Raw genomic sequence first — 19,351 nt, forward strand, 5'->3', positions numbered from 1 at the left:
TGCATCCTCTCGGGGCTTTGGGCAATGAGAGGCATGGAATTGAACTCTGCAGATGCGCAATTCGTGGAGCGGCTTTCGGGCCGGGTGTCCCCGGATGTCTTTCGCCCCGTCGAACCCCGATACCTTGAAGAACCGCGTGACCGGTATCATGGCAAGGCGGGCGTTCTGGCCCTGCCGCGTACCGTCGAAGAGGTATCGGCGCTTGTTGGGGCGGCCTCTGAGGCGCGGGTGCCGGTGGTGCCTTATGGTGGCGGCACGGGCCTTGTCGCTGGGCAGTTGCTGGGCGAGGGGGCGGCGCCGCTGGTGCTGTCGCTGGAGCGGATGAACGCGATCCGCGAGGTACATGTTTCCGAGAACGTATTGGTGGCCGAAGCGGGCGCGATCCTGTCGGATGTGCAGGCGGCGGCGCGCGAGGCGGGGCGGCTCTTTCCCCTGTCGCTGGCGGCGGAGGGGTCCTGCCGGATCGGGGGCAATCTTTCGACCAATGCGGGCGGGGTCAACGTGCTGCGCTACGGCAATACACGGGCGCTTTGCCTTGGGCTGGAGGCGGTGATGCCGGACGGGCGCATCTGGCACGGGTTGACGCGGCTGCGCAAGGATAACACCGGCTATGACCTGCGCGATCTGCTGATCGGGGCCGAGGGGACGCTTGGGGTGATCACGGCAGCCGCGCTGAAACTGTCGCCGCAGCCCGCGGCCAAGGGAACGGCGCTGATGATGGTGCATTCCCCCGAGGCGGCGCTGGAGCTGCTGGCGCTGGCACAGGAGCAGGTAGGCGACGGGGTGAGCGCCTTTGAACTGATGCATCGCAACGGGTTCGACTTCCTGTCAGAACATCTGCCGCAGCTGCGCCAGCCCTGGTCGGAAGCGCCGGAATGGTGCGTGCTGGTCGAGCTTGGGCTGTCAAAGGGGAGCGATCCGGTCGAGGCGCTGAGCGATCTCTTTGGCGAGGCGATGGAACGCGATCTGGCCTATGACGGGCTGATCGCGCAGTCCGAGGCGCAGGCCGTGGATTTCTGGATGATGCGCGAGCATATCCCGGAGGCCAATCGCAAGGTCGGCTCGATCGTCAGCAATGACATTGCCCTGCCGCTTGGATCGGTTGCGACCTTCATTGCCAAAGCGCCGGAGAAGCTGGCCGCGCTTGGCGATTTCAGGTTGAATTGTTTCGGGCATCTTGGGGACGGCAATCTGCATTACAATATCTTCCCGGCTGTCGGGCGCGACCGTTCCGAGTATGAGAATATTGCGGTGCAGGCCAAGGATATCATCCATGGGCTGGTGCATGAGATGAACGGGTCGATCAGCGCAGAGCACGGGATCGGGCGCGCCAAGGTCGAAGATCTTGAGCGCTATGGCGATCCGGTGAAACTGGCGGCGATGCGCGCGATCAAGGCGGCGCTCGACCCGCAGGGGATCATGAACCCCGGGGCCGTGCTGCGGGCGTGAGGGCTGCGGTGGGCCCAAGAAAATTCAATTTTCTTGGGAAAATTCCTTGCGGAATTTTGCGCCGCGATCACTCGCCGTCGAAAGCGCAGAGCGCGTGTACGTCCATGCCCATGTCTTCAAGAAGCTTTCGACCGCCGAGATCGGGGAGGTCGATGATGAAAGCGCAGGACATGATCTTGCCGCCCAGCTTTTCGATCAGCTTGATGCCGGCGGCGGCGGTGCCACCGGTGGCGAGCAGGTCGTCGACCACGAGGATCGTTTCGCCGGCCTCGATGGCGTCATCGTGGATTTCAACTGTCGCCTGACCGTATTCCAGCGTGTAATCTTGGCTGATCGTTTTGCCCGGCAGCTTGCCCTTTTTGCGGATCGGCACGAAGCCGACCGAGAGCTGGTGTGCGATGGCGCCGCCGAGGATGAAACCGCGGGCCTCGAGCCCGACGACCTTATCGATGCGGCGACCGGCATACGGGTGCAGCATCTGGTCGATGGCCATGCGAAATCCGCGCGGGTCGGCGAAAAGCGTTGTCACGTCCCGGAACATGATCCCCTCATGGGGGAAATTCTCGATGGTGCGGATATAGTCCTGAACGGTTTTTGACGGTGGCATCTGGGTCTCGATTTCTCTCGGGTCGCGCTTGGTGTGGTGCATTCCGGCCCGGCTTGCAAGCTTGGGCGGTGGCATTTGCACATTGCCGTGGCTCAGCGTGGTTTCGGGGTGGCGCTTTGCCTCGTTTGGGGCAGGGCGGCGACTTCGCCGCCTTCGGATTTGCATTGCCCGGCAAATTGTTTATGAGTCAGTTATATTTACAACCTCTATACAATGTATATACATCCGGTTGTCACCTGGTCCGGGCGGGAGAAGGCAGTGTCGAAGAAAGACGTCAAGGCATCGAAGAAGAACAGCCAGCTTATCCTGCGGCTTGGCAAGGAAGAACGCGATGCCTTCGTGGAGCTCTGCAAGGAGCTCGACACCAGCGCCGCCCGCGAGATCCGTCGCTTCATTCGCGAATTCATGAAGGAAAACAAGGCAAAGTAGGTTCTGCCTTTCCTAGACCGGGCGCCGCATAAATGCCGTCAGACAGCCCATGGCAACAAGCGTTGCACCACCGAAACGGGTGATGTTCGCGATAATGCGCGGTTGGGTGATCAGGCGGCGCAGGCGGTCGGCCATCAGCGCATAGGCGATGGCGTTGAGCCCGGCGAGGGTCACGAAGGTTGCAATCAACAGCGAGAATTGTGGCAGCAGCGCCTCTCCGGGACGCACGAACTGCGGCACAAAGGCGATGAAGAAGGCGATGGATTTCGGGTTCAGCGCGGTAACCGTCGCTGCGTGGCGAAATACCGAACCCGGCGTGATGTCCCGGCTGGGCCGGTCCAATTGCAGCGCATCCTCGGGCGCTGAGCGGATCAGCTTGATCCCGAGCCAGACGAGATAGACGGCCCCGGCCCATTTCAGGATCGAGAACAGCGTTGCCGAGGTCATCACCAGCGCGCCGAGCCCAAGCAACGAGGCGGTCAGGGCGATAAAATCGCCAAGGCAGACGCCAAGCGCTGTGGCGATGGCCACGCTGCGCCCTTTGGAGAGCGCATAGCTCAGCACCATCAGCACCGTTGGGCCGGGCAGCAGCAGCAAAGCGGTAGAGGCGGCCAGGAAGGCGAACCAGAGATCGAGAGGCATTTCCGAATTCCTTGCGATAGGGCTAATAGGCCACGGGCCATTGCGAATTGACTAACGCGCCGCGCGTCCGGACCGCAAGAGGCTGCTTTACGCGGGTTGGATGCGGGCGCGAGAGGCCGGTCGGGTTATAAAACCCGGCCCGCCACCGCGTCGAGCTTCGCGACAAGTTCGGGGTCGCGTTTTTCCGGGGCGGTCATAATCGCGAATTCAAGCGCGCGGTCGCAGCCATCGGGGCAGGGTTCACGGTCGGGGCCAAGCAGCGCAGGCAGGCGCGAGACGAGGGCGCGGCCCTTGTCGGCATTGCCGGTAAGTGTCGCTATGATATCGGAAATCTCGACCGCACCGTGATCGGGGTGCCAGCTGTCGAAATCGGTGATCATGGCGACAGAGGCATAGCAGAGCTCGGCTTCGCGGGCGAGTTTCGCCTCGGGCATATTGGTCATGCCGATCACATCCGCGCCCCAGCTTTCGCGGTACATCCTGGATTCCGCGATCGAGGAAAACTGCGGCCCTTCCATCGCAAGATAGGTACCGCCGTCATGCACGGTGATCCCGGCGTCGATGGCCGCTGCAAGGCAGGCCGCCGAGAGACGCGGGCAGGTCGGGTGGGCGACGCTTACATGGGCCACGCAGCCGGTGCCGAAAAACGATTTCTCACGCGCGAAAGTGCGGTCAATGAACTGATCTATAATGACGAAATCGCCCGGCTCCATGTTTTCGCGAAACGATCCGCAGGCCGAAACCGAGATCACATCGGTAGCGCCGATCCGTTTGAGCGCGTCGATATTGGCGCGATAGGGCACGGTGGAGGGCGAATGCACATGGCCGCGACCGTGACGGGGCAGAAAGGCCATCTCGACTCCGTTGAGCGTGCCGGTCAGGATCTGGTCCGACGGCGCGCCCCAAGGTGTTTCAACCGTGATCCATTCCGCCCCTTCCAGCCCGTCGATGTCATAGACTCCCGATCCGCCGATCACGGCGATTTTGGTCTTGGTCATAGCTGCCCCATTCCTTTGATTTGGGCGGATCGTGGCTGTCCGCTGCGGGGAAATCAACCGCTGAAACGTGCTCGGTGAACCCGTGCAGCGGCGATGCACAGGCCGTGCACAATCCGTACACCCCCTGTACACCGCCGCAGTGCAGCATCGGCGGCAGATCGGGGTTTTCTACTGGCGGCATGGTAGATTTTTAATTTATCGTTCCGTCAGCCGTGGGGATGCAGGCGATCTCTTTCCCAGCGATAGCGGCGCGTGTTGGATTAATTTATCTGATTCATTTTGCTCGCTTCGATCAACTGGATTGATTGATCCAAGTTGGTCCCGTTCCAAGCCGCGACGCAGGCTCGCCTCTCGAATTGATTCTTTGCAAAGTCATATTAGCGATTGATGAGCAGTCCGTTCGGTTCTTGGCAGCTACTGCGCATGGTTATCGAGCGGTCTTTAACGCGCGGAAAGTTGGTCGTGGGGCCGCAGATAGGCCTTTCGGGCCAACAATCCGCCCGCCAAAGGTGGCTTTCCTGGCCGCTATGGCTTATGCGCCTGCTCAAAACCGGTCAAATCTCAGGACATTTCATGCCCAAGGCACTTCTGGCGTCATTTGCCAAACGTATCTCCATTTCCGATCTGCAACTGCTGCCGGATGAAAAACTCAGCCCGTCGCGGATCCGGATCGAACTGCTGTCGGGGCTGACCGTGGCGCTGGCGCTGGTGCCCGAAGCGGTGGCCTTTGCCTTTGTCGCCGGGGTGCACCCTTTGGTGGGTTTGTATGCAGCCTTTATCGTGGGTCTGATCACGGCCTGTATCGGCGGGCGTCCGGGAATGATTTCCGGCGCGACCGGGGCGCTGGCTGTGGTGATGGTGGCGCTGGTGGCGCAGCACGGGGTGGAATACCTGTTCGCGACCGTGGTCCTGATGGGGCTGTTGCAGATATTCGCGGGCATCATGCAGTGGGGCAAGTTCATCCGGCTGGTGCCACATCCGGTGATGCTGGGCTTTGTCAACGGGCTGGCCATCGTGATTTTCCTTGCGCAGATGAGCCAGTTCAAGGTGCCGGGATCGGTTGAAAACACCGGGCATGGCATGGGCGGCGGCGAGTGGCTGTCGGGCGGGCCGCTGCTGTTGATGCTGGCGCTGGTTGGCGTGACCATGGCGATCATCTGGGTGACGCCGCGCATCACCAAGGTTGTCCCTGCGCCGCTGGCCGGGATCGGGATCGTCGCGGCCGTTGTCATTGCCTTTGGGCTGGATGTGCCACGGGTTGGCGACATGGCCTCGATCCAGGGCGGCTTGCCGAGCTTTCACATCCCGATGGTGCCGCTGAACTGGGAGACCTTCCAGATCATCCTGCCCTATTCGGTGATCCTTGCGGCCATCGGCCTGATCGAGAGCCTGCTGACGCTGAACCTTGTGGGGGAGATCACCGGCAAGCGCGGCGGGGCAAGCCAGGAATGCGTGGCACAGGGCATTTCCAACACGGTCACCGGTTTCTTTGGCGGTATGGGCGGTTGCGCGATGATCGGGCAGTCGATGATCAACGTGAAATCGGGCGGGCGCACGCGGATCGCTGGCATCGCGGCGGCGCTTTTCCTGCTGATCTTTATCCTCTTTGCCGCGCCGCTGATCGAGCTGATCCCGCTGGCCGCGCTGGTTGGCGTGATGTTCATGGTGGTGATCGGGACCTTTGCGTGGAACTCGTTCAAGATCCTGCGCAAGGTGCCGCTGACCGATGCTTTCGTGATCCTGCTGGTGACGGTCGTGACGGTCTGGCAGGATCTCGCGGTGGCCGTGGTCGTGGGCGTGATCGTCTCGGCCTTGGCCTATGCGTGGAACAACGCGCGTCGCATCCATGCCAAGACCCATCTGACGCCCGAAGGTGCGCGGGTTTACGCGGTGCAGGGGCCGTTGTTCTTTGGCTCGTCTGACGGGTTTGTCGAGATGTTCGACGTGGCGGGTGACCCCGGCGTCGTGGTGGTGGATTTTGCCGACAGCCGGGTTGTCGATCAATCCGCCCTGCAGGCGATTGAAACCGTTGCCTCGAAATACGAGGCGGTCGGCAAGGAGATCGTCCTGCGTCACCTGAGCCGCGATTGCCACCGGTTGCTGAACAAGGCCGGGCACTTGGTTGTCGATAGCGATGACGATCCGGATTATGGGCTGGCGGTGAATTATTCAGTCCGCACCGGTATTCTGGGCGGTCACTGAGACCGGTTATGGCGTGGGCCGGGGGGACCTCCGGCCCTTTGCGTCACTCGATTTCGAAAGAAATATCGTAGGTGAGTTCTTCGGCCGTTTCGTTGACCACTTCGACGATATGATCGCCGGATTGCTGGAGTGTGCCTGAGTAGGCGGTGCCCGCCTCCGTGCCCTCCAGCAGGATCGAGTCGTCGGGATTGCGGATGGTGTAGTACATCTCACCAGACTGGGGTGTTATGCTGACATCAAGTTGCTGGCCTTGCCCTGCGCCGAGAATGAACTGGAAGGCCCCGCCGGGTTCCAGTGTGCGGGTCAGGGTGGTGCCTGAACTGCCCGCGTCGAATTTAACGACCTCCTGAAAGTCGGCGAGTTGCGGCGCTGTGCGGGCGGCTTCGGCCTGTTCTTCGGTCGCTTCTTCGAGCACGCCGATGGTGCCGTCGGCATAGGCGATGCAACGCCAAACCGTGCCGCCGCCATCCTCGAGCATGACCTCGGTGCCTGCCTGCGAAAAGCTGGAGTTCAGCACGGTGCCGCCGGGGGCGCTGGCCAGGTCCGAGGCTGCGAGTTTGTCGATACAGGCGTCAATCGCGGACTGGTCAGGGTTGTCCGAAGCTATTGCCGCATTCGCCAGCAGGGCGAGGCAGGCAAGGGAAAACATGTGACGGGAATTCATGTGCGATACTCCTCTGTCGCGGCCATGTAGGCAAAGCGTATCGCGATGTTGTCCTGCAGCAAAGAGAATGTTCGGCGGTGGGGTAGATGAGATTCACGGGACATGTGTTTTGCCGGTGGTGCGCGCTGGCCTTGTAAGTAATTAATAAATTCGCTTTGTGGCTGATTATTGATTTTGGATAGCGAAATTTTCCGCAACGCAGAAATTAGATTATTAAGTCTCTCCGTATTATTACCCAATATGGAAACAGTCGTTTTCTAAACAACTTCGAATTGAAATATTTATTTTTCACTTAGGCTTGATCGGTTCTTTTCGTCCTGAAAGGGTGCCGGGTGTGAATGTTAATAATGGGGCTATACCAGTGAAAAGAACTTCAATTACTTTTGTCGGAGGTGCCGTGCTTGCACTTGCGACGGCGACCTCGGCAATGTCCGCAGAAATTATTACCACCTTTGACGGATCGCAGGGATGGCAAAGCACCGATACCCGTCCGGGCGGCGATTTCGAGATTGTCGATCTTGCGGGAATGGGTGGCAATCTTGAGAATAATCAACCGGCTGGCACCGGCGCGGTCAAGCTGACGACCGACAGCACCAATACCGCCAAGTCTGAGGTCGGCCTAGTCAAGGATTTCGGAAAAGTCTCCGACATTCTGAATGGCAATTTCAGCCTTTCCTATAGCTGGTTCGATACCGGCGGAAAGGTTGCCGCGCCTTCGCTTAAGCTTGCCTTTTACAGCGCGAGTTTCGCCGGTGACGGTTATGGGCAGCTGATTTACGAACCATATGCACAGGGCGTGGATGAAAAGTCTTATATTACGCCTACGCAGGGCGATTGGGTCACTGCTAATATCGATCTGGACGATGGTCGTTTCTGGAATACCGGTATGTTTGGCGTAGCATCTTCTGCTGCAGGGCCGCCGAATTACACGCTGGGTGAATGGCTGAGCGAATTCGATGCTGAATTCAGCGACGCGAGCCTTGTCGGACTTTCGCTTGGTATCGGTTCTTATAACCCGGATGAAACGGGATATGTCGATTGGGTTTCCATTTCGGGAACCGAAGCTGACGGAACCTATGACTTCGAAGCGCCTGCGCCGGTGCCGCTGCCTGCAAGCCTTCCGCTGATCCTCCTTGGAATGGGGGCGTTTGGCCTGGTTCGGGGGCGTCGCCGGGCCTGAACGTAACAAGGGCGGCAGGTTAATGCCGCCGGGATGGTAACTGTGCCTGCCGAAACCCAGGTTTTGGCAGGTTTTTTTATGTGTGGGGCACTAGCTGGCCTGTTCCGGAGCGGGTGTGCCCGGCACCGGGAACACCACATCATAGAGCCAGTTGAAGCTGAAGGCATAGAGCACGTAGAAAACGGCAAGGGTCGCGTCCATCAGCAGCGCGTGCAGAAAGCTGATGTCGAGATACCACGCGATAAAGGGCGCGAGGATCATCAGCAGGCCGCCTTCGAACAGCAGTGCATGGGCGACGCGGACGCGGAAGGATTTTTCAGTGCTGCCGGTCAGGTGGCGCATCAGGTGGTCAAAGCCGAGGTTGAAGACATAGTTCCAGAGCATCGCGAGTGTCGCGCTGACGATGGCGACGACGCCGATATGGTCGAGCGGCATGGCATAGATCCATGCGATCAGCGGCACGACCAGAAATAGAGCGATGACTTCGAAGAGGATGGCGTGGCGGATACGGTCCTTGGTGTTGCGCATGGCGGGGCCCTTTTTGTCTTTCGGGCCGTCCCGATCCGGTTTCCCTTGCTGGGGGAGGTCGTCCTCACGCGGTGACTATGTATTCATCGCGACGGGCGGTTCAAGGCCCCGGGGAGCGAAATCAGCGCCGGTGCAGCAGCGGGTCGGGTTCGCGTAGTTTCAGGGGCGCGCGGCTGTGTTCATTGGCGGCGAGGGTGGCTTTTTCGAGAAGCCGCAGGAAGATCGCGCGTTCTTCTTCGTCCAGACCTTCGAGCATGTCGGGCTGCATTGCCAGCACATGGGGCTGGGCGGTGGCATAGAGCGTGTGCCCGGCCTCGGTCAGGTTCAGTTCCTTGGCGCGGCGGTCGTGGCGGGCGGTGGAGCGGGCGAGCAGCCCGCGGTTTTCCAACTTGTCGATGACCTTGCCGATGGTGGCGCGGTCATAGGCGACAAGGCCCGCAACGGTGGCCTGATCGATGCCGGGATGCAGGCGGAGGGCGGAGAGCACGGCGAATTGCACCGGGGTCAGCGTCAGGCCGAGCGAATTCATCCGTTCAAGGAACAGCCCGGTCGATATCTGGTTGAGCCGCCGGATCAGGTGGCCTGGCATCGCGTAGATTTCCATTTGCTCATCCTGACGGGTTTCAGAATTACTGGCAAGTATGCTTATGATTGCCCGTTTGAACCGGCTTTCCCTTGCCGGAGCAGAAGGGTAGAGCGGGACATGGCTTTGACATCCGACTCTCTGATTGATCTTTTGAACCACGGCTATGACTGCGTGATCGACGTGCGCAGCCCGGCGGAATTTGCCGAGGACCATGTGCCTGGCGCCATCAACCTGCCGGTGCTCGACAATGAGGAACGCGCGCGGGTCGGGACGATCTACAAGCAGCAAAGCCCGTTTCTGGCGCGCAAGCTGGGGGCGGCGCTGGTATTTCGCAACGCCTCGCGTCATCTGGAGGAAAGGCTGTCGCATCATGACGGGGGATGGCGGCCGCTGGTCTATTGCTGGCGCGGCGGGCAGCGGTCGGGATCTTTTGCGTGGATGCTGGGGCAGATCGGCTGGCGGTCAGAGGTGATCGAGGGCGGCTATCGCACCTATCGGCGGCTGGTGAACCGGATGCTGTACGAGGATGTGCTGCCCTATCGGCTGGTGGCGCTTGACGGATTTACCGGTACGGCCAAGACCGACCTGTTGCACCGGGCGCGGGATCTGGGGGCGCAGGTGCTGGACCTTGAAGGCGCGGCGGGGCATCGTGGTTCTCTCTTGGGTGGGATGGCCGGCGGGCAGCCGAGCCAGAAAGCGTTTGAATCCGAACTTGCCGGGGTGTTGTGCCGGTTCGACCCCGCGCGGCCCGTGCTGGTCGAGGCGGAATCGAGCAAGATCGGCGAACGGATCATTCCGCCTACCATCTGGGAAGCGATGAAGATCGCCCCCCGGATCGAGTTGCGCGTGCCGCTTGAGGCGCGGACGCAGTACCTTGTCCGGGCCTATGACGATATCCTCTCGGACGGCGAGACGCTGACCCATAAACTCTCCTTTCTGCGCGCTCATCGCGGCGGCGAGGTCGTGGATGGCTGGAACGCGATGATCGATGCGGGGGACAAGGCCGGGGTGACGCGGGCGCTGATGGCGCAGCATTACGATCCGTCCTATTTGAAATCGCGCAAGGCGATCGGTGTCGAACCGGCAGAGGTGCTGGACCTGCCAGACCTCTCGGAGCCGGTGCTGGCGGATACGGCGGCGCGGATCTGCGAGATGTTGGAGCGGATGGGCTGAGCGATGGCCGGGGATTTCGCGACAGTTGGCGTGGCGCCGGCCTATGGTGAGGCCGCGACAAGGTTGCGGGCGATGGGCGGACGTGCCAGCCTTGGTGGCGGAACAATCAGGCAGGATAGCAGATGACCTCCCGGCAACCCCAGAAGAACCGGTCGGAAATGATCTGTGTGGCGCTGCGCTCGGCAATCCTTGAGCGGGCGCTGCTTCCGGGGATGAAGCTGCCCGAGGATTCGCTGGGCGAGCGGTTCGGCGCGAGCCGCACGATTGTCCGGCAGGCGCTGGAACGGCTGGCAGCGGAAGGGCTGGTCGAGCTGCGCCACAATCGCGGTGCGGCGGTGGCCTCGCCCAGTCTCGAAGAGGCGCAGGACCTGTTCGAGTTGCGCGCGCAGGTCGAGGATCTGGTGATCCGGCGGCTGGCGACAGGGTTCACGGCTGCGCAGGAAAAGGCGCTGATGGCGCATATCGGGCGCGAGGAAGAGGCGCAGTCGGGGCCGGAGCCGATCTCGATCCGGCTGGCGACCGAGTTCCATATCCTGATGGCGGAACTGACCGGCAGCCCGGTGCTGGCGCGCTATGTCAACGAGATCGCCTATCGCTGCGGGCTGACCCTGTCGCAATTCTCGCGGCCGCATTCGACGACCTGCGGCATACAGGAACATCGCGACATCGTGGCTGCGCTGAAGACCGGCGACGTGGCGCGCGCGCAGGGGATCGCGCGCGCGCATCTGGATTCGGTGTCTGCCCGGGCGCAGTTCAAGGGCGCCGAGAACAGCGGGTATTCCTATCTCGACGTGCTGGAACCCTATGCAAGCAAAATGCGCGATAGCGGCTGAGCGGTCAGGCCTCGATCCCGCGCGCCGTCAGGATGCGTTCGGCGCTGTCGTTCCAGACGTCCATCTTGACGATCTTGCCTCCCTCGACCACGAAACGATCGACATAGCGGTTGCCTTCAAAGGCGGTGCCGTCATGCCATTCGCCGTAGAGGTAGCCAGTGGAATAGACCACGGTGCCCTCGGCGCCCTGTGCCACGTCGAACTGGCGCATGTCCTTTTTCACCCATTTGTAGCGCATCGCGTTGAAGCCCGCCGGGCCTGACGGGTGGTGATACACCCGGCCGCCGGTAAAGGTGATGGTCACGTTCTTGGCCATGTAGGTCGCGGCGCGTTCCGGATCGGGCACCATCGAGGCTTCGAGGTAATCGCGGACGATCCGTGCTTCCTCGGGTAGGCTGTCTGCATCGGGAATCATCGTGTCGGTCATGGGGGTCCTTTCCATCTCGGCGTGATTCGACTGTGCCACTCTGGCCGGGCTCCCGCCAGATGCATACGAAAATTACATACAAAAATTGCATGCGATTTGCCTCATCCTTGTGCAGGAGGCGGGGAAAGCGGGAAATTTGTGGGTCGCTGGACCGGTTGCCTTTGACAGATGCAGGTGCAGCAACGGCCATAAGAGACATCTGAAAGCCTTGTTCATCGGAGAGATAGATCATGCCCGTCCGACTAAACCTGACCCGCCGTACCGTGATGGCCGGCGCTGCCGCGCTTGGCCTTTTGAGCGCCGTTCCTGCCGCCGCGCAGGAAGATCCGATCAAGATCGGCCTTGTTGCCGCGCTGAGCGGACAATCCGCCAAGTCCGGCGAGGCGATCACCCGCGGCATCATGCTGGCGCTCGACAAGATCAACGGCGAGGGCGGTGTGCTGGGCCGTCAGCTGGAGCTGGTGAGCCGCGATGACGAAAGCAATCCGGGCAAGGGCCTTGTCGCCGCGCGTGAGCTGGTGCAGCGCGAAGGTGTCGCGGCGCTGATCGGCGGGCTGGATACGCCGGTATCGCTGGCCATCGTGCCGTTCGCCAACGAAGCCAAGGTGCCGTTTATCGGGCCGTGGGCGGCGGGCACGCCGATCACCAAGAACGGGGCCGAAGAAAACTATGTCTTCCGCGTCTCGGCCGTGGACGAGATCGTGGACGAAGCGATCACCGAATACCTCGTGACCAAGTATGGCGCGAAAAAGCCGGGGATGATCCTGATCAACAACCCTTGGGGTGAATCCAACGAAAAGGGTCTGCTCAAGGCGCTTGATGCGCGCGGTATGGAACATGCGGGCATCGAGAAGTTCGAGAGCAACGATGTGGACGTGGTTCCGCAGCTGACCCGGCTGAAGGAAAACGGCGCGGACGGGCTGTTCATGGTGGCGAACGTGGCGCCGTCGGCGCAGGTGGTGAAGTCGCTCGACAAGATGGGCTGGGATGTGCCGATTGCGTCGCATTGGGGCCCGGCGGGCGGCCGTTTCACCGAGCTGGCCGGGGTGAGCGGTGAAAAGGTCCACTTTATCCAGACCTTCCTGTTCACCGACCCGGAACACCCGCTGTTTGTAAAACTGCAGGAGATGTTCCCCGAGATCGAGACGCTGGCCGATGTGACCCCGGCGACCGGTATCGCCAACGCCTATGACTCGGTTCTGCTGCTGGCGGCGGCAATCGAAGCTGCTGGATCGACCGAAGGTCCGGCGATCCGCGAGGCGATGTACGGCATCAGCGGTGTCGAGGGGGTCATCAAGACCTATGACACGCCGTTCACGCCCGACAATCAGGATGCGCTGGGTCCGAACGACTACCTGTTCTCGCAGTTCGTCGACGGCCAGATCATTCCGCTTGCAGACTGAGAGTGAACTTCGGCCCCCGGTCCCTGACCGGGGGTCTTTACCAATTCCCCGCGCGTGACGCGGCCCCGTCCCGGAGCAGGACATGACATTATTCGTAACGGCACTGGTGACCGGACTTGGCCTTGGCGCCATGTACGGTCTGATCGCACTTGGGTTCCAGATCACCTATTCGGTCTGTTCGCGGGTCAATTTCGCGCAAGGTTCCATGGTGATGCTCGGCGCGGTGCTTGGCTATGTTCTGACCGAGCGGGCCGGTCTGCCGGTGATCGTGGCCTATCCGATGGCGCTGGTGGGATGCGCGCTGATGGGGATGCTGGTCGAGCTGTTGCTGGTGCGGCCTTTCGCGGTGCGCGGGTCTGAGGCCTGGCTGATGGCGACCGTTGCGGGGGGGATCCTCCTTGACAATGCGGTGATGTTCACCTTTGGCAACGAGCCCAGGAGCCTGCCGTCGCCGCTGGTGGAGCAGACCTGGCAGATTTTCGGCACCGGGGTTTATCCGCAGCAATTGCTGATCCCGTTGGTGGCGGTCGGACTGGCGGTTGGCCTGCACGTCCTGTTCCGGCGCACGCGGCAGGGGCGCGCCCTGCTGGCGGTGGTTCAGAACCCCGAGGCCGCGCGGCTGATGGGGATCAATACGACGGCGATGATTTCCGGGTCGTTCGCGCTGTCGGCGGTGCTGGCCGGGGTAGCAGGGCTGCTGATCGCGCCGCTGTTCTCGGTGCATTCTGACATGGGCACGCTGTTCGGGATCAAGGCCTTTGCGGTGGCGATCCTTGGCGGCATGACCTCGGCCTCGGGCGTGATGATCGCCGGGTTCATCTATGGGCTGGTCGAGGCGCTGGTGACCACCTACCTTGGGTCGTCCTATACCTATATCGTCGTTTTCGCCCTGCTGATCGCGGTGCTTGCGGTACGGCCGAACGGGTTGTTCGGCACCGCCGCGCTGAGAAAGGTATAGCGCCGTGCGGATGAGTGAATCGCGACTTCTCGACTTGTCGATCCTTGCGCTTGGGGTGCTGGCGCTGGCGCTTTTGGGGGTGGTGAACGGCTATATGCAGTTCGTCTTTGGCCTTGTGGCGATCTGGACGATCCTCTGCACCGGGCTGAACGTGCTGTTCGGTCTGACCGGCTTGGTGTCTTTGGGGCAAGTCGGCTTTTTCGCCGTGGGCGCCTATGCCCATGCGATCCTGTTGCAGGCGGGGGTGAATTTCTGGCTGGCGCTGCCGGCGGGCGCGCTGGTCGCCGCGGCGGTGGGCTGCGTTCTGGCGATACCGGCGGTGCGCATGGCGGGGCCGTTCCTTGCGATGGTGACCATCGCTTTTGCCTTTATCGTCGAACATCTGGCCATCGAGTGGCGGGCGCTGACGGGGGGGCAGAATGGGCTGTTCGGTTTCGATCAGCCCGCCATCTTCGGCTATATCTTTTCCGAGGCGGACCTGATCCGGCTGGCCATCGTGCTGGCGGCGCTGGGGCTGCTGGCCTATCGGCGCCTGTCCGTCAGCGGCTGGGGCATCGCGATGGCGGCGCTGCGCGATCAGGAGGTTTCGGCCGGTTCGCTGGGCTATGATCCGTTCCTCACCAAGCTTGCCGCCTTTGCGATTGCGGCGGGCGCGGCGGGGCTGGCGGGCGGGCTGTTCGCCTCGCTCATGCAGTTCATCGCGCCGAGCAATTTCGTGCTGTCGCAGTCGATCCTGTTCCTGTTCGCGGTGATCCTTGGCGGGGCGGGGACGGTGCTTGGCCCGCTGGTGGGGGCGGCTGTGGCGGTGCTGCTGCCCGAGTTCCTTGCCGGGCTTGCCGAATACCGGCTGCTGTTTTTCGGCGCGCTGCTGGTGGCGGTGCTGCTGGTGGCGCCGCGCGGGATCGTCGGCACCATCGCGGCCTTTCTGCCGCGGCGGGCGCGACCGGCAAATGCCGTCACGCCAGAGGAGGCGCTGGCCTTTGTCAGCCCAGAGACGCCCGAGGGGCTGCGTGTCAGCGGGCTTGGGATTTCCTTCGGCGGGGTCAAGGCGGTGAGCGGCGCGGCCTTTGAGGCGCGACCGGGCGAGGTGACCGCGATCATCGGGCCGAACGGGGCGGGAAAGACCACGCTCCTTAACATGATCTCGGGGTTTTACCGTCCCGGCGAGGGACGAATCGAGACCGGTGGCACCGATATCGCGGGCTGGTCTATGCATGCGACCGCGCGGCAAGGAGTCGCGCGGACCTATCAGGCGACGCGGCTGTTCGGGTCGCTCAGCGCCGAGGAAAACGTGCTGGCGGCCTTTCCGCGGGGCCGGTTCGGCGGGGTCTTTACCGCGCTGGGCACGGCGGAACGGCGGGCAATGGCGCAGGGCTTGCTGCGGCTGGTGGGGTACGAGGGCAAGCCGGAAACGCTGGCCTCGGACCTGCCGCATGTGGACCGGCGGCTGATCGAGATCGCGCGGGCGCTGGCGATGCGGCCCCGGATGCTGCTGCTTGATGAACCGGCGGCGGGCCTGATGCAGGGCGACAAGCGGGCGATGTCGCTGGTGCTGCGTCGGCTCGCGGATGCCGGGATTGCCGTGGTGCTGGTGGAACATGACATGGAACTGGTGATGGGCATTTCCGACCGCATCCTTGCGATGGACGCGGGAGAGCCGATTGCCTTTGACACGCCCGAGGCGGTGCGCGCTGATGCGCGGGTCATTGCGGCCTATCTGGGTGAGGGCACGCTGAGCGTTCCGGCCCGGGCGCTGGCGCATGAACCGGGGGCGATGGATACGCTGATCGCCAAGGATCTTTGTGCCGGATATGGCGCGGCGGACGTGTTGCAATCGGTCAACCTGCGGGTCGGCAAGGGTGAGCTTGTCGCGTTGCTCGGCGCGAACGGGGCGGGGAAATCGACATTCCTGCGGACGGTTTCGGGGCTGATGGCGCCGACCTCGGGCCATGTGATCCTGAACGATGGCTATATCGGCGGGCTGCCTCCGCATAAAATCGTCGAGCGCGGCGTGGTGCTTGTGCCCGAGGGGCGGCAGGTGTTCCCAGAGTTGAGCGTGGCTTATAACATCGAACTGGGGGCCTACCGGCGCAAGACGCGGCCCGATGCGAGCGAATTGGAGGCGATTTTGCAGCGTTTCCCGCGTCTGCGCGACCGGCTGCACGCGCGGGCCGGGTTGTTGTCGGGGGGCGAGCAGCAGATGATGGCGATTGCGCGCGGGTTGATGGCCTCACCCAAGCTGTTGTTGCTGGATGAGCCGTCGCTGGGCCTGTCGCCCGGCATGGTCGAGGAGCTTTACGCGATCTTGGCCGAGCTGCGCGACGATGGGATCACGATCCTGCTGGTCGACCAGATGGCATCGCTCGCGCTGGCGGCGGCGGATCGCGGCTATATCCTTGAACAGGGGCGCATCGTGGCCGAGGGCAGCGCGCAGGAGCTGTTGCAGGACGACGCACTGATCGCGGCCTATCTGGGTGGCGGGCAGGAACGGGCGGAGGCGGCGCAATGACACTTGATCTGGTGATCCGCAACGCGCGGCTGACGGACGGAGGCGAGTTGCTGGATCTGGGCATCCGCGCCGGGCGTATCGCAGATATCGCGAGGGATCTGAGCAGCCCGGCGCGGGTGCTGGATGCCGAGGGCGGTCGGCTGATAAAAGGCTTTGCCGACAGTCACCTGCACCTCGACAAGGCCTGCCTGCTGGACCGGGCGGCGAACCCCTCGGGCACGCTGAAAGGCGCGATAGAAGCGGTGAGCGCGGCCAAGCGCGATTTCACTCGCGAGGATATCTATGCCCGTGGGGCGCGGGTTCTGGAAAAGGCGATCTGTCAGGGCACGACGCTGATCCGCACCCATGTGGAGATCGACCCGGCGGTGGGGCTTGCGGGGTTCGATGCGGTTGCGCAGCTCAAGGCCGATTATGCCTGGGCGCTGGAGTTGCAAATCTGCGTCTTTCCGCAGGAGGGTCTGTTGAATTACCCCGGCACCGAAGAGCTGCTGCGCGCGGCGCTTGACCGGGGCGCGGATCTGCTGGGCGGGTGTCCCTATACCGACAGCGATCCGGAGGGGCAGATCGCGCGGCTGTTCGATATGGCGCGGGAATACGATGTCGATCTGGATTTCCACCTCGATTTCGACCTCGACAATACTTGGCGTCATCTGGACGAGGTGGCGCGGCAGACCGTAGCGCATGCGATGCAGGGGCGGGTGGCGATTGGTCATGTCACCAAGCTCTCGACCCTGCCGCCGCCGCAGCTTGACGAGACCATAGCGCTGATGCGCGATGCGGGGATCGCGCTGACGGTGCTGCCCGCGACGGACCTGTTCATGATGGGCCGCGAATTCACCGACTCCGTGCCGCGCGGGGTGGCCCCGGCGCATCGTTTCCACGCGGCGGGGCTTTGCTGCACCGTGGCGACGAATAACGTGCTGAACCCGTTCACGCCTTATGGCGATTGCTCGCTGCCGAGGATGGCGAACCTGTTCGCCAATATCGCGCAGATCGGCGATCCGGCGGGGCTGGATGCCTGTTTCGACATGATCTCGGCGCAGCCCTTCCGGCTTCTGGGGCGCGAGGCGGCGATCAAGCCGGGCGACGCGGCGGATCTGGTGCTTTTGCCCTGTGCGACTTCGGCGATGGCGGTGGCCGAGATCTGTCGCCCTTTCTGGGGGATGCGGTCGGGCCGGATGAGTTTCGAAGCGCCCAAACCGGTGCTGCTGGCGCCCGAAAGCGCGGAGGTTGGAAAGGTGAGGTCTGCTGAGAGTGGTGCTTGAGGGATAGGGGGGTGTGAGCAGCTTGTGTCGAGCGTACCCTCTCTGGGTCTGATTTGAGCCCATGGTGAAAGGTTGTGCCCGGGGCGCTGTGATTACTTATGCTTAGACTCGGTTCCCCTATCTCCGCGCTGTTCCCGGTGGCTTGGTTTTGATGACCTTCTGGATCAGGGCGATGAACTGGCGCTTTTCATCTTCGGTCAGACCTGCCAGTCGCATTGCGTTCTCTTCCTGGGCCGCCGCGATGGCCGGGTCGCGCAGGTTGCGGGCGCGGTCGGTCAGCCAGATTCGCTGAGCCCGCCCGTCGTTCGCATCCTTCTTGCGGACAATCAGGCCGTCTCGCTCCATCCGCGCCAAGGTATTGGCCATTGTCGCCTGTTCGATGTCGAGCCGCTGGGTAAGCTGCTTCTGGGTCAGACCGTCCGTCTCCCAGAGTTCGAGAAGCGCGGGAAACGTGCCGGTGGTTAGGCCCAGAGGCTTGATCCGCGCGGTCAGGCCTTGCGCGAAGATACGCGCCATGTGGTTTGCGAGATATCCCGCCGACTGATCCTTCGAAAACGTCATGGGGAAGTCTTACCACTTGCATAGCCCGCTATACAACTGATACATAGCTAGCTATACAAATATCACCACGACAAGGAATTTCGTCATGTCGAAAACCATTCATCCCATCGCCGGGGCTATAGCTCTGATGACGATTTTGAGTTTCTGGCTCTCTACCGTCTGGTCCGAGACCTTTGCCGGAGAACAGGCTGTTACGACGGTCAAGGATCTGATTCCTTACGGTTTTTTCATTCTGTTTCCTGCCCTGATGGCCGCAGGCGGGTCGGGGTTCCAGTTGGGCAAGAAAATGCGCGGTCCGCTGATTAACGCCAAGAAAAAGCGGATGCCTTTCATCGCGGCCAATGGCATCCTGATCCTGATCCCCTCGGCGTTGTATCTGTCTTTCAAGGCACAGGCGGGGACGTTCGACATGGCTTTTTACGGGGTGCAAGTGATCGAGTTGGTTGCGGGTGCGGTCAATATCACCTTGCTGGGGCTTAACATGCGCGATGGGCTGCGCCTGTCGCGCAGACGGACGGCCCGTGCCTGAACCTGTGCGGAAAAGGGTTTTTTACGAGGCGGCGGAGCGAAGCAGATTTCGACTGATATCCCGGAGGCGGTATCGTTCGCCTCCCGACCAATCCAGTTTGCATACGCCGCAATAGGGTCGGGCAGCGAAACTGCCCGACCTTGAGTGTATCTCGGCCCGTCCGGGTTTTGCGAACGGGACCGCCTTTGCGGCGGGTCCTTGCGGGGCCTGCCGGATATCCACCGCCCTATAACTCGAGGCGCGAGGCCAGTTTTGACAACCAGATCTGGTCGAGCGGGGACACGCGATGTCGCCTGAGGTGATCGCCCGCCGGGCCGCGCAGGGCATTGACCCTGCGGCGGTCACGGGGAGGCAGTTTGCGGGCGGCGAGATCGCCAAGGGTAATGGTAATCTTCATATGTCTTCTCC

At 62.2% G+C, this 19,351-nt stretch carries 20 protein-coding genes; 11 read left to right on the plus strand and 9 right to left on the minus strand.

Annotation, left to right across the window (positions count from 1 at the left end; all coding sequences use genetic code 11):
* Positions 1 to 33 precede the first annotated feature (33 nt).
* Positions 34 to 1,449, plus strand: coding sequence for an FAD-binding oxidoreductase (locus ACU0FH_RS19355; protein WP_446196372.1), 1,416 nt, complete (start codon positions 34 to 36; stop codon positions 1,447 to 1,449).
* A 67-nt stretch (positions 1,450 to 1,516) separates the two neighbouring features.
* Here ACU0FH_RS19355 and ACU0FH_RS19360 read toward each other — a convergent pair whose 3' ends face one another.
* Positions 1,517 to 2,056, minus strand: coding sequence for an adenine phosphoribosyltransferase (locus ACU0FH_RS19360; RefSeq protein WP_446196989.1), 540 nt, complete (start codon positions 2,054 to 2,056; stop codon positions 1,517 to 1,519).
* Positions 2,057 to 2,314: 258 nt separating this feature from the next.
* On the opposite strand from ACU0FH_RS19360, the gene ACU0FH_RS19365 reads away from it, so the two are divergent.
* The gene (locus ACU0FH_RS19365) at positions 2,315 to 2,485 is read left to right on the plus strand and encodes a hypothetical protein (protein ID WP_198952261.1); all 171 of its coding nucleotides are present in this window, start codon (positions 2,315 to 2,317) and stop codon (positions 2,483 to 2,485) included.
* 12 nt (positions 2,486 to 2,497) lie between these two features.
* On the opposite strand, the gene ACU0FH_RS19370 is transcribed toward ACU0FH_RS19365, so the two are convergent.
* Both ACU0FH_RS19370 and ACU0FH_RS19375 read right to left on the minus strand, forming a co-directional pair.
* Complete coding sequence (locus tag ACU0FH_RS19370) at positions 2,498 to 3,127, minus strand: LysE family translocator (protein ID WP_446196373.1); 630 nt, start codon at positions 3,125 to 3,127, stop codon at positions 2,498 to 2,500.
* A 125-nt stretch (positions 3,128 to 3,252) separates the two neighbouring features.
* Positions 3,253 to 4,125, minus strand: a complete 873-nt coding sequence (locus ACU0FH_RS19375; RefSeq protein WP_446196374.1) for an S-methyl-5'-thioadenosine phosphorylase — start codon at positions 4,123 to 4,125, stop codon at positions 3,253 to 3,255.
* A 573-nt stretch (positions 4,126 to 4,698) separates the two neighbouring features.
* On the opposite strand from ACU0FH_RS19375, the gene ACU0FH_RS19380 reads away from it, so the two are divergent.
* Complete coding sequence (locus ACU0FH_RS19380; protein WP_446196375.1) at positions 4,699 to 6,327, plus strand: SulP family inorganic anion transporter; 1,629 nt, start codon at positions 4,699 to 4,701, stop codon at positions 6,325 to 6,327.
* A gap of 43 nt (positions 6,328 to 6,370) precedes the next feature.
* On the opposite strand, the gene ACU0FH_RS19385 is transcribed toward ACU0FH_RS19380, so the two are convergent.
* Positions 6,371 to 6,991 (minus strand): hypothetical protein, encoded by a 621-nt coding sequence (locus tag ACU0FH_RS19385; RefSeq protein ID WP_446196376.1) that lies wholly within the window; start codon positions 6,989 to 6,991, stop codon positions 6,371 to 6,373.
* A gap of 361 nt (positions 6,992 to 7,352) precedes the next feature.
* On the opposite strand from ACU0FH_RS19385, the gene ACU0FH_RS19390 reads away from it, so the two are divergent.
* Positions 7,353 to 8,171 carry a VPLPA-CTERM sorting domain-containing protein gene (locus ACU0FH_RS19390; protein ID WP_446196377.1) on the plus strand — a complete coding sequence of 273 codons (819 nt, stop codon included), beginning with the start codon at positions 7,353 to 7,355 and terminating at the stop codon, positions 8,169 to 8,171.
* Between the two features lie 90 nt (positions 8,172 to 8,261).
* Here the strand turns inward: ACU0FH_RS19390 and ACU0FH_RS19395 are convergent, their stop codons facing one another.
* Both ACU0FH_RS19395 and ACU0FH_RS19400 read right to left on the minus strand, forming a co-directional pair.
* Complete coding sequence (locus ACU0FH_RS19395) at positions 8,262 to 8,699, minus strand: PACE efflux transporter (RefSeq protein ID WP_446196378.1); 438 nt, start codon at positions 8,697 to 8,699, stop codon at positions 8,262 to 8,264.
* Between the two features lie 121 nt (positions 8,700 to 8,820).
* Complete coding sequence (locus ACU0FH_RS19400; protein ID WP_446196379.1) at positions 8,821 to 9,303, minus strand: MarR family winged helix-turn-helix transcriptional regulator; 483 nt, start codon at positions 9,301 to 9,303, stop codon at positions 8,821 to 8,823.
* A gap of 99 nt (positions 9,304 to 9,402) precedes the next feature.
* Here ACU0FH_RS19400 and mnmH point away from each other — a divergent pair, with 99 nt between their 5' ends.
* Positions 9,403 to 10,458 (plus strand): tRNA 2-selenouridine(34) synthase MnmH, encoded by a 1,056-nt coding sequence (gene mnmH, locus ACU0FH_RS19405; RefSeq protein ID WP_446196380.1) that lies wholly within the window; start codon positions 9,403 to 9,405, stop codon positions 10,456 to 10,458.
* Positions 10,459 to 10,580: 122 nt separating this feature from the next.
* Positions 10,581 to 11,291, plus strand: a complete 711-nt coding sequence (locus tag ACU0FH_RS19410) for a GntR family transcriptional regulator (protein WP_446196381.1) — start codon at positions 10,581 to 10,583, stop codon at positions 11,289 to 11,291.
* A gap of 4 nt (positions 11,292 to 11,295) precedes the next feature.
* On the opposite strand, the gene ACU0FH_RS19415 is transcribed toward ACU0FH_RS19410, so the two are convergent.
* A complete protein-coding gene (locus tag ACU0FH_RS19415) occupies positions 11,296 to 11,718 on the minus strand; it encodes a nuclear transport factor 2 family protein (RefSeq protein ID WP_446196382.1) in 423 nt (140 codons plus the stop codon).
* Between the two features lie 230 nt (positions 11,719 to 11,948).
* Here ACU0FH_RS19415 and ACU0FH_RS19420 point away from each other — a divergent pair, with 230 nt between their 5' ends.
* The 4 genes from ACU0FH_RS19420 (at position 11,949) to ACU0FH_RS19435 (ending at position 17,853) form a co-directional block, all read left to right on the plus strand.
* Positions 11,949 to 13,121: an ABC transporter substrate-binding protein gene (locus tag ACU0FH_RS19420; protein WP_446196383.1), complete on the plus strand. Its 1,173-nt coding sequence runs from the start codon at positions 11,949 to 11,951 to the stop codon at positions 13,119 to 13,121.
* A gap of 82 nt (positions 13,122 to 13,203) precedes the next feature.
* Positions 13,204 to 14,079 (plus strand): branched-chain amino acid ABC transporter permease, encoded by an 876-nt coding sequence (locus ACU0FH_RS19425; RefSeq protein WP_446196384.1) that lies wholly within the window; start codon positions 13,204 to 13,206, stop codon positions 14,077 to 14,079.
* A 10-nt stretch (positions 14,080 to 14,089) separates the two neighbouring features.
* On the plus strand, positions 14,090 to 16,588 hold the full coding sequence (locus ACU0FH_RS19430) for a branched-chain amino acid ABC transporter ATP-binding protein/permease (protein WP_446196385.1): 2,499 nt from the start codon (positions 14,090 to 14,092) through the stop codon (positions 16,586 to 16,588).
* Positions 16,585 to 17,853: an amidohydrolase family protein gene (locus tag ACU0FH_RS19435; RefSeq protein ID WP_446196386.1), complete on the plus strand. Its 1,269-nt coding sequence runs from the start codon at positions 16,585 to 16,587 to the stop codon at positions 17,851 to 17,853. The genes ACU0FH_RS19430 and ACU0FH_RS19435 overlap by 4 nt, the downstream gene beginning before the upstream one ends.
* Positions 17,854 to 17,970: 117 nt before the next feature.
* Here ACU0FH_RS19435 and ACU0FH_RS19440 read toward each other — a convergent pair whose 3' ends face one another.
* A complete protein-coding gene (locus ACU0FH_RS19440) occupies positions 17,971 to 18,414 on the minus strand; it encodes a MarR family winged helix-turn-helix transcriptional regulator (protein ID WP_446196387.1) in 444 nt (147 codons plus the stop codon).
* An 85-nt stretch (positions 18,415 to 18,499) separates the two neighbouring features.
* Here ACU0FH_RS19440 and ACU0FH_RS19445 point away from each other — a divergent pair, with 85 nt between their 5' ends.
* Complete coding sequence (locus tag ACU0FH_RS19445; protein ID WP_446196388.1) at positions 18,500 to 18,943, plus strand: hypothetical protein; 444 nt, start codon at positions 18,500 to 18,502, stop codon at positions 18,941 to 18,943.
* A 226-nt stretch (positions 18,944 to 19,169) separates the two neighbouring features.
* On the opposite strand, the gene ACU0FH_RS19450 is transcribed toward ACU0FH_RS19445, so the two are convergent.
* Positions 19,170 to 19,340: a hypothetical protein gene (locus tag ACU0FH_RS19450; protein ID WP_446196389.1), complete on the minus strand. Its 171-nt coding sequence runs from the start codon at positions 19,338 to 19,340 to the stop codon at positions 19,170 to 19,172.
* Positions 19,341 to 19,351 lie beyond the last annotated feature (11 nt).

This window comes from Heliomarina sp., assembly GCF_052826185.1.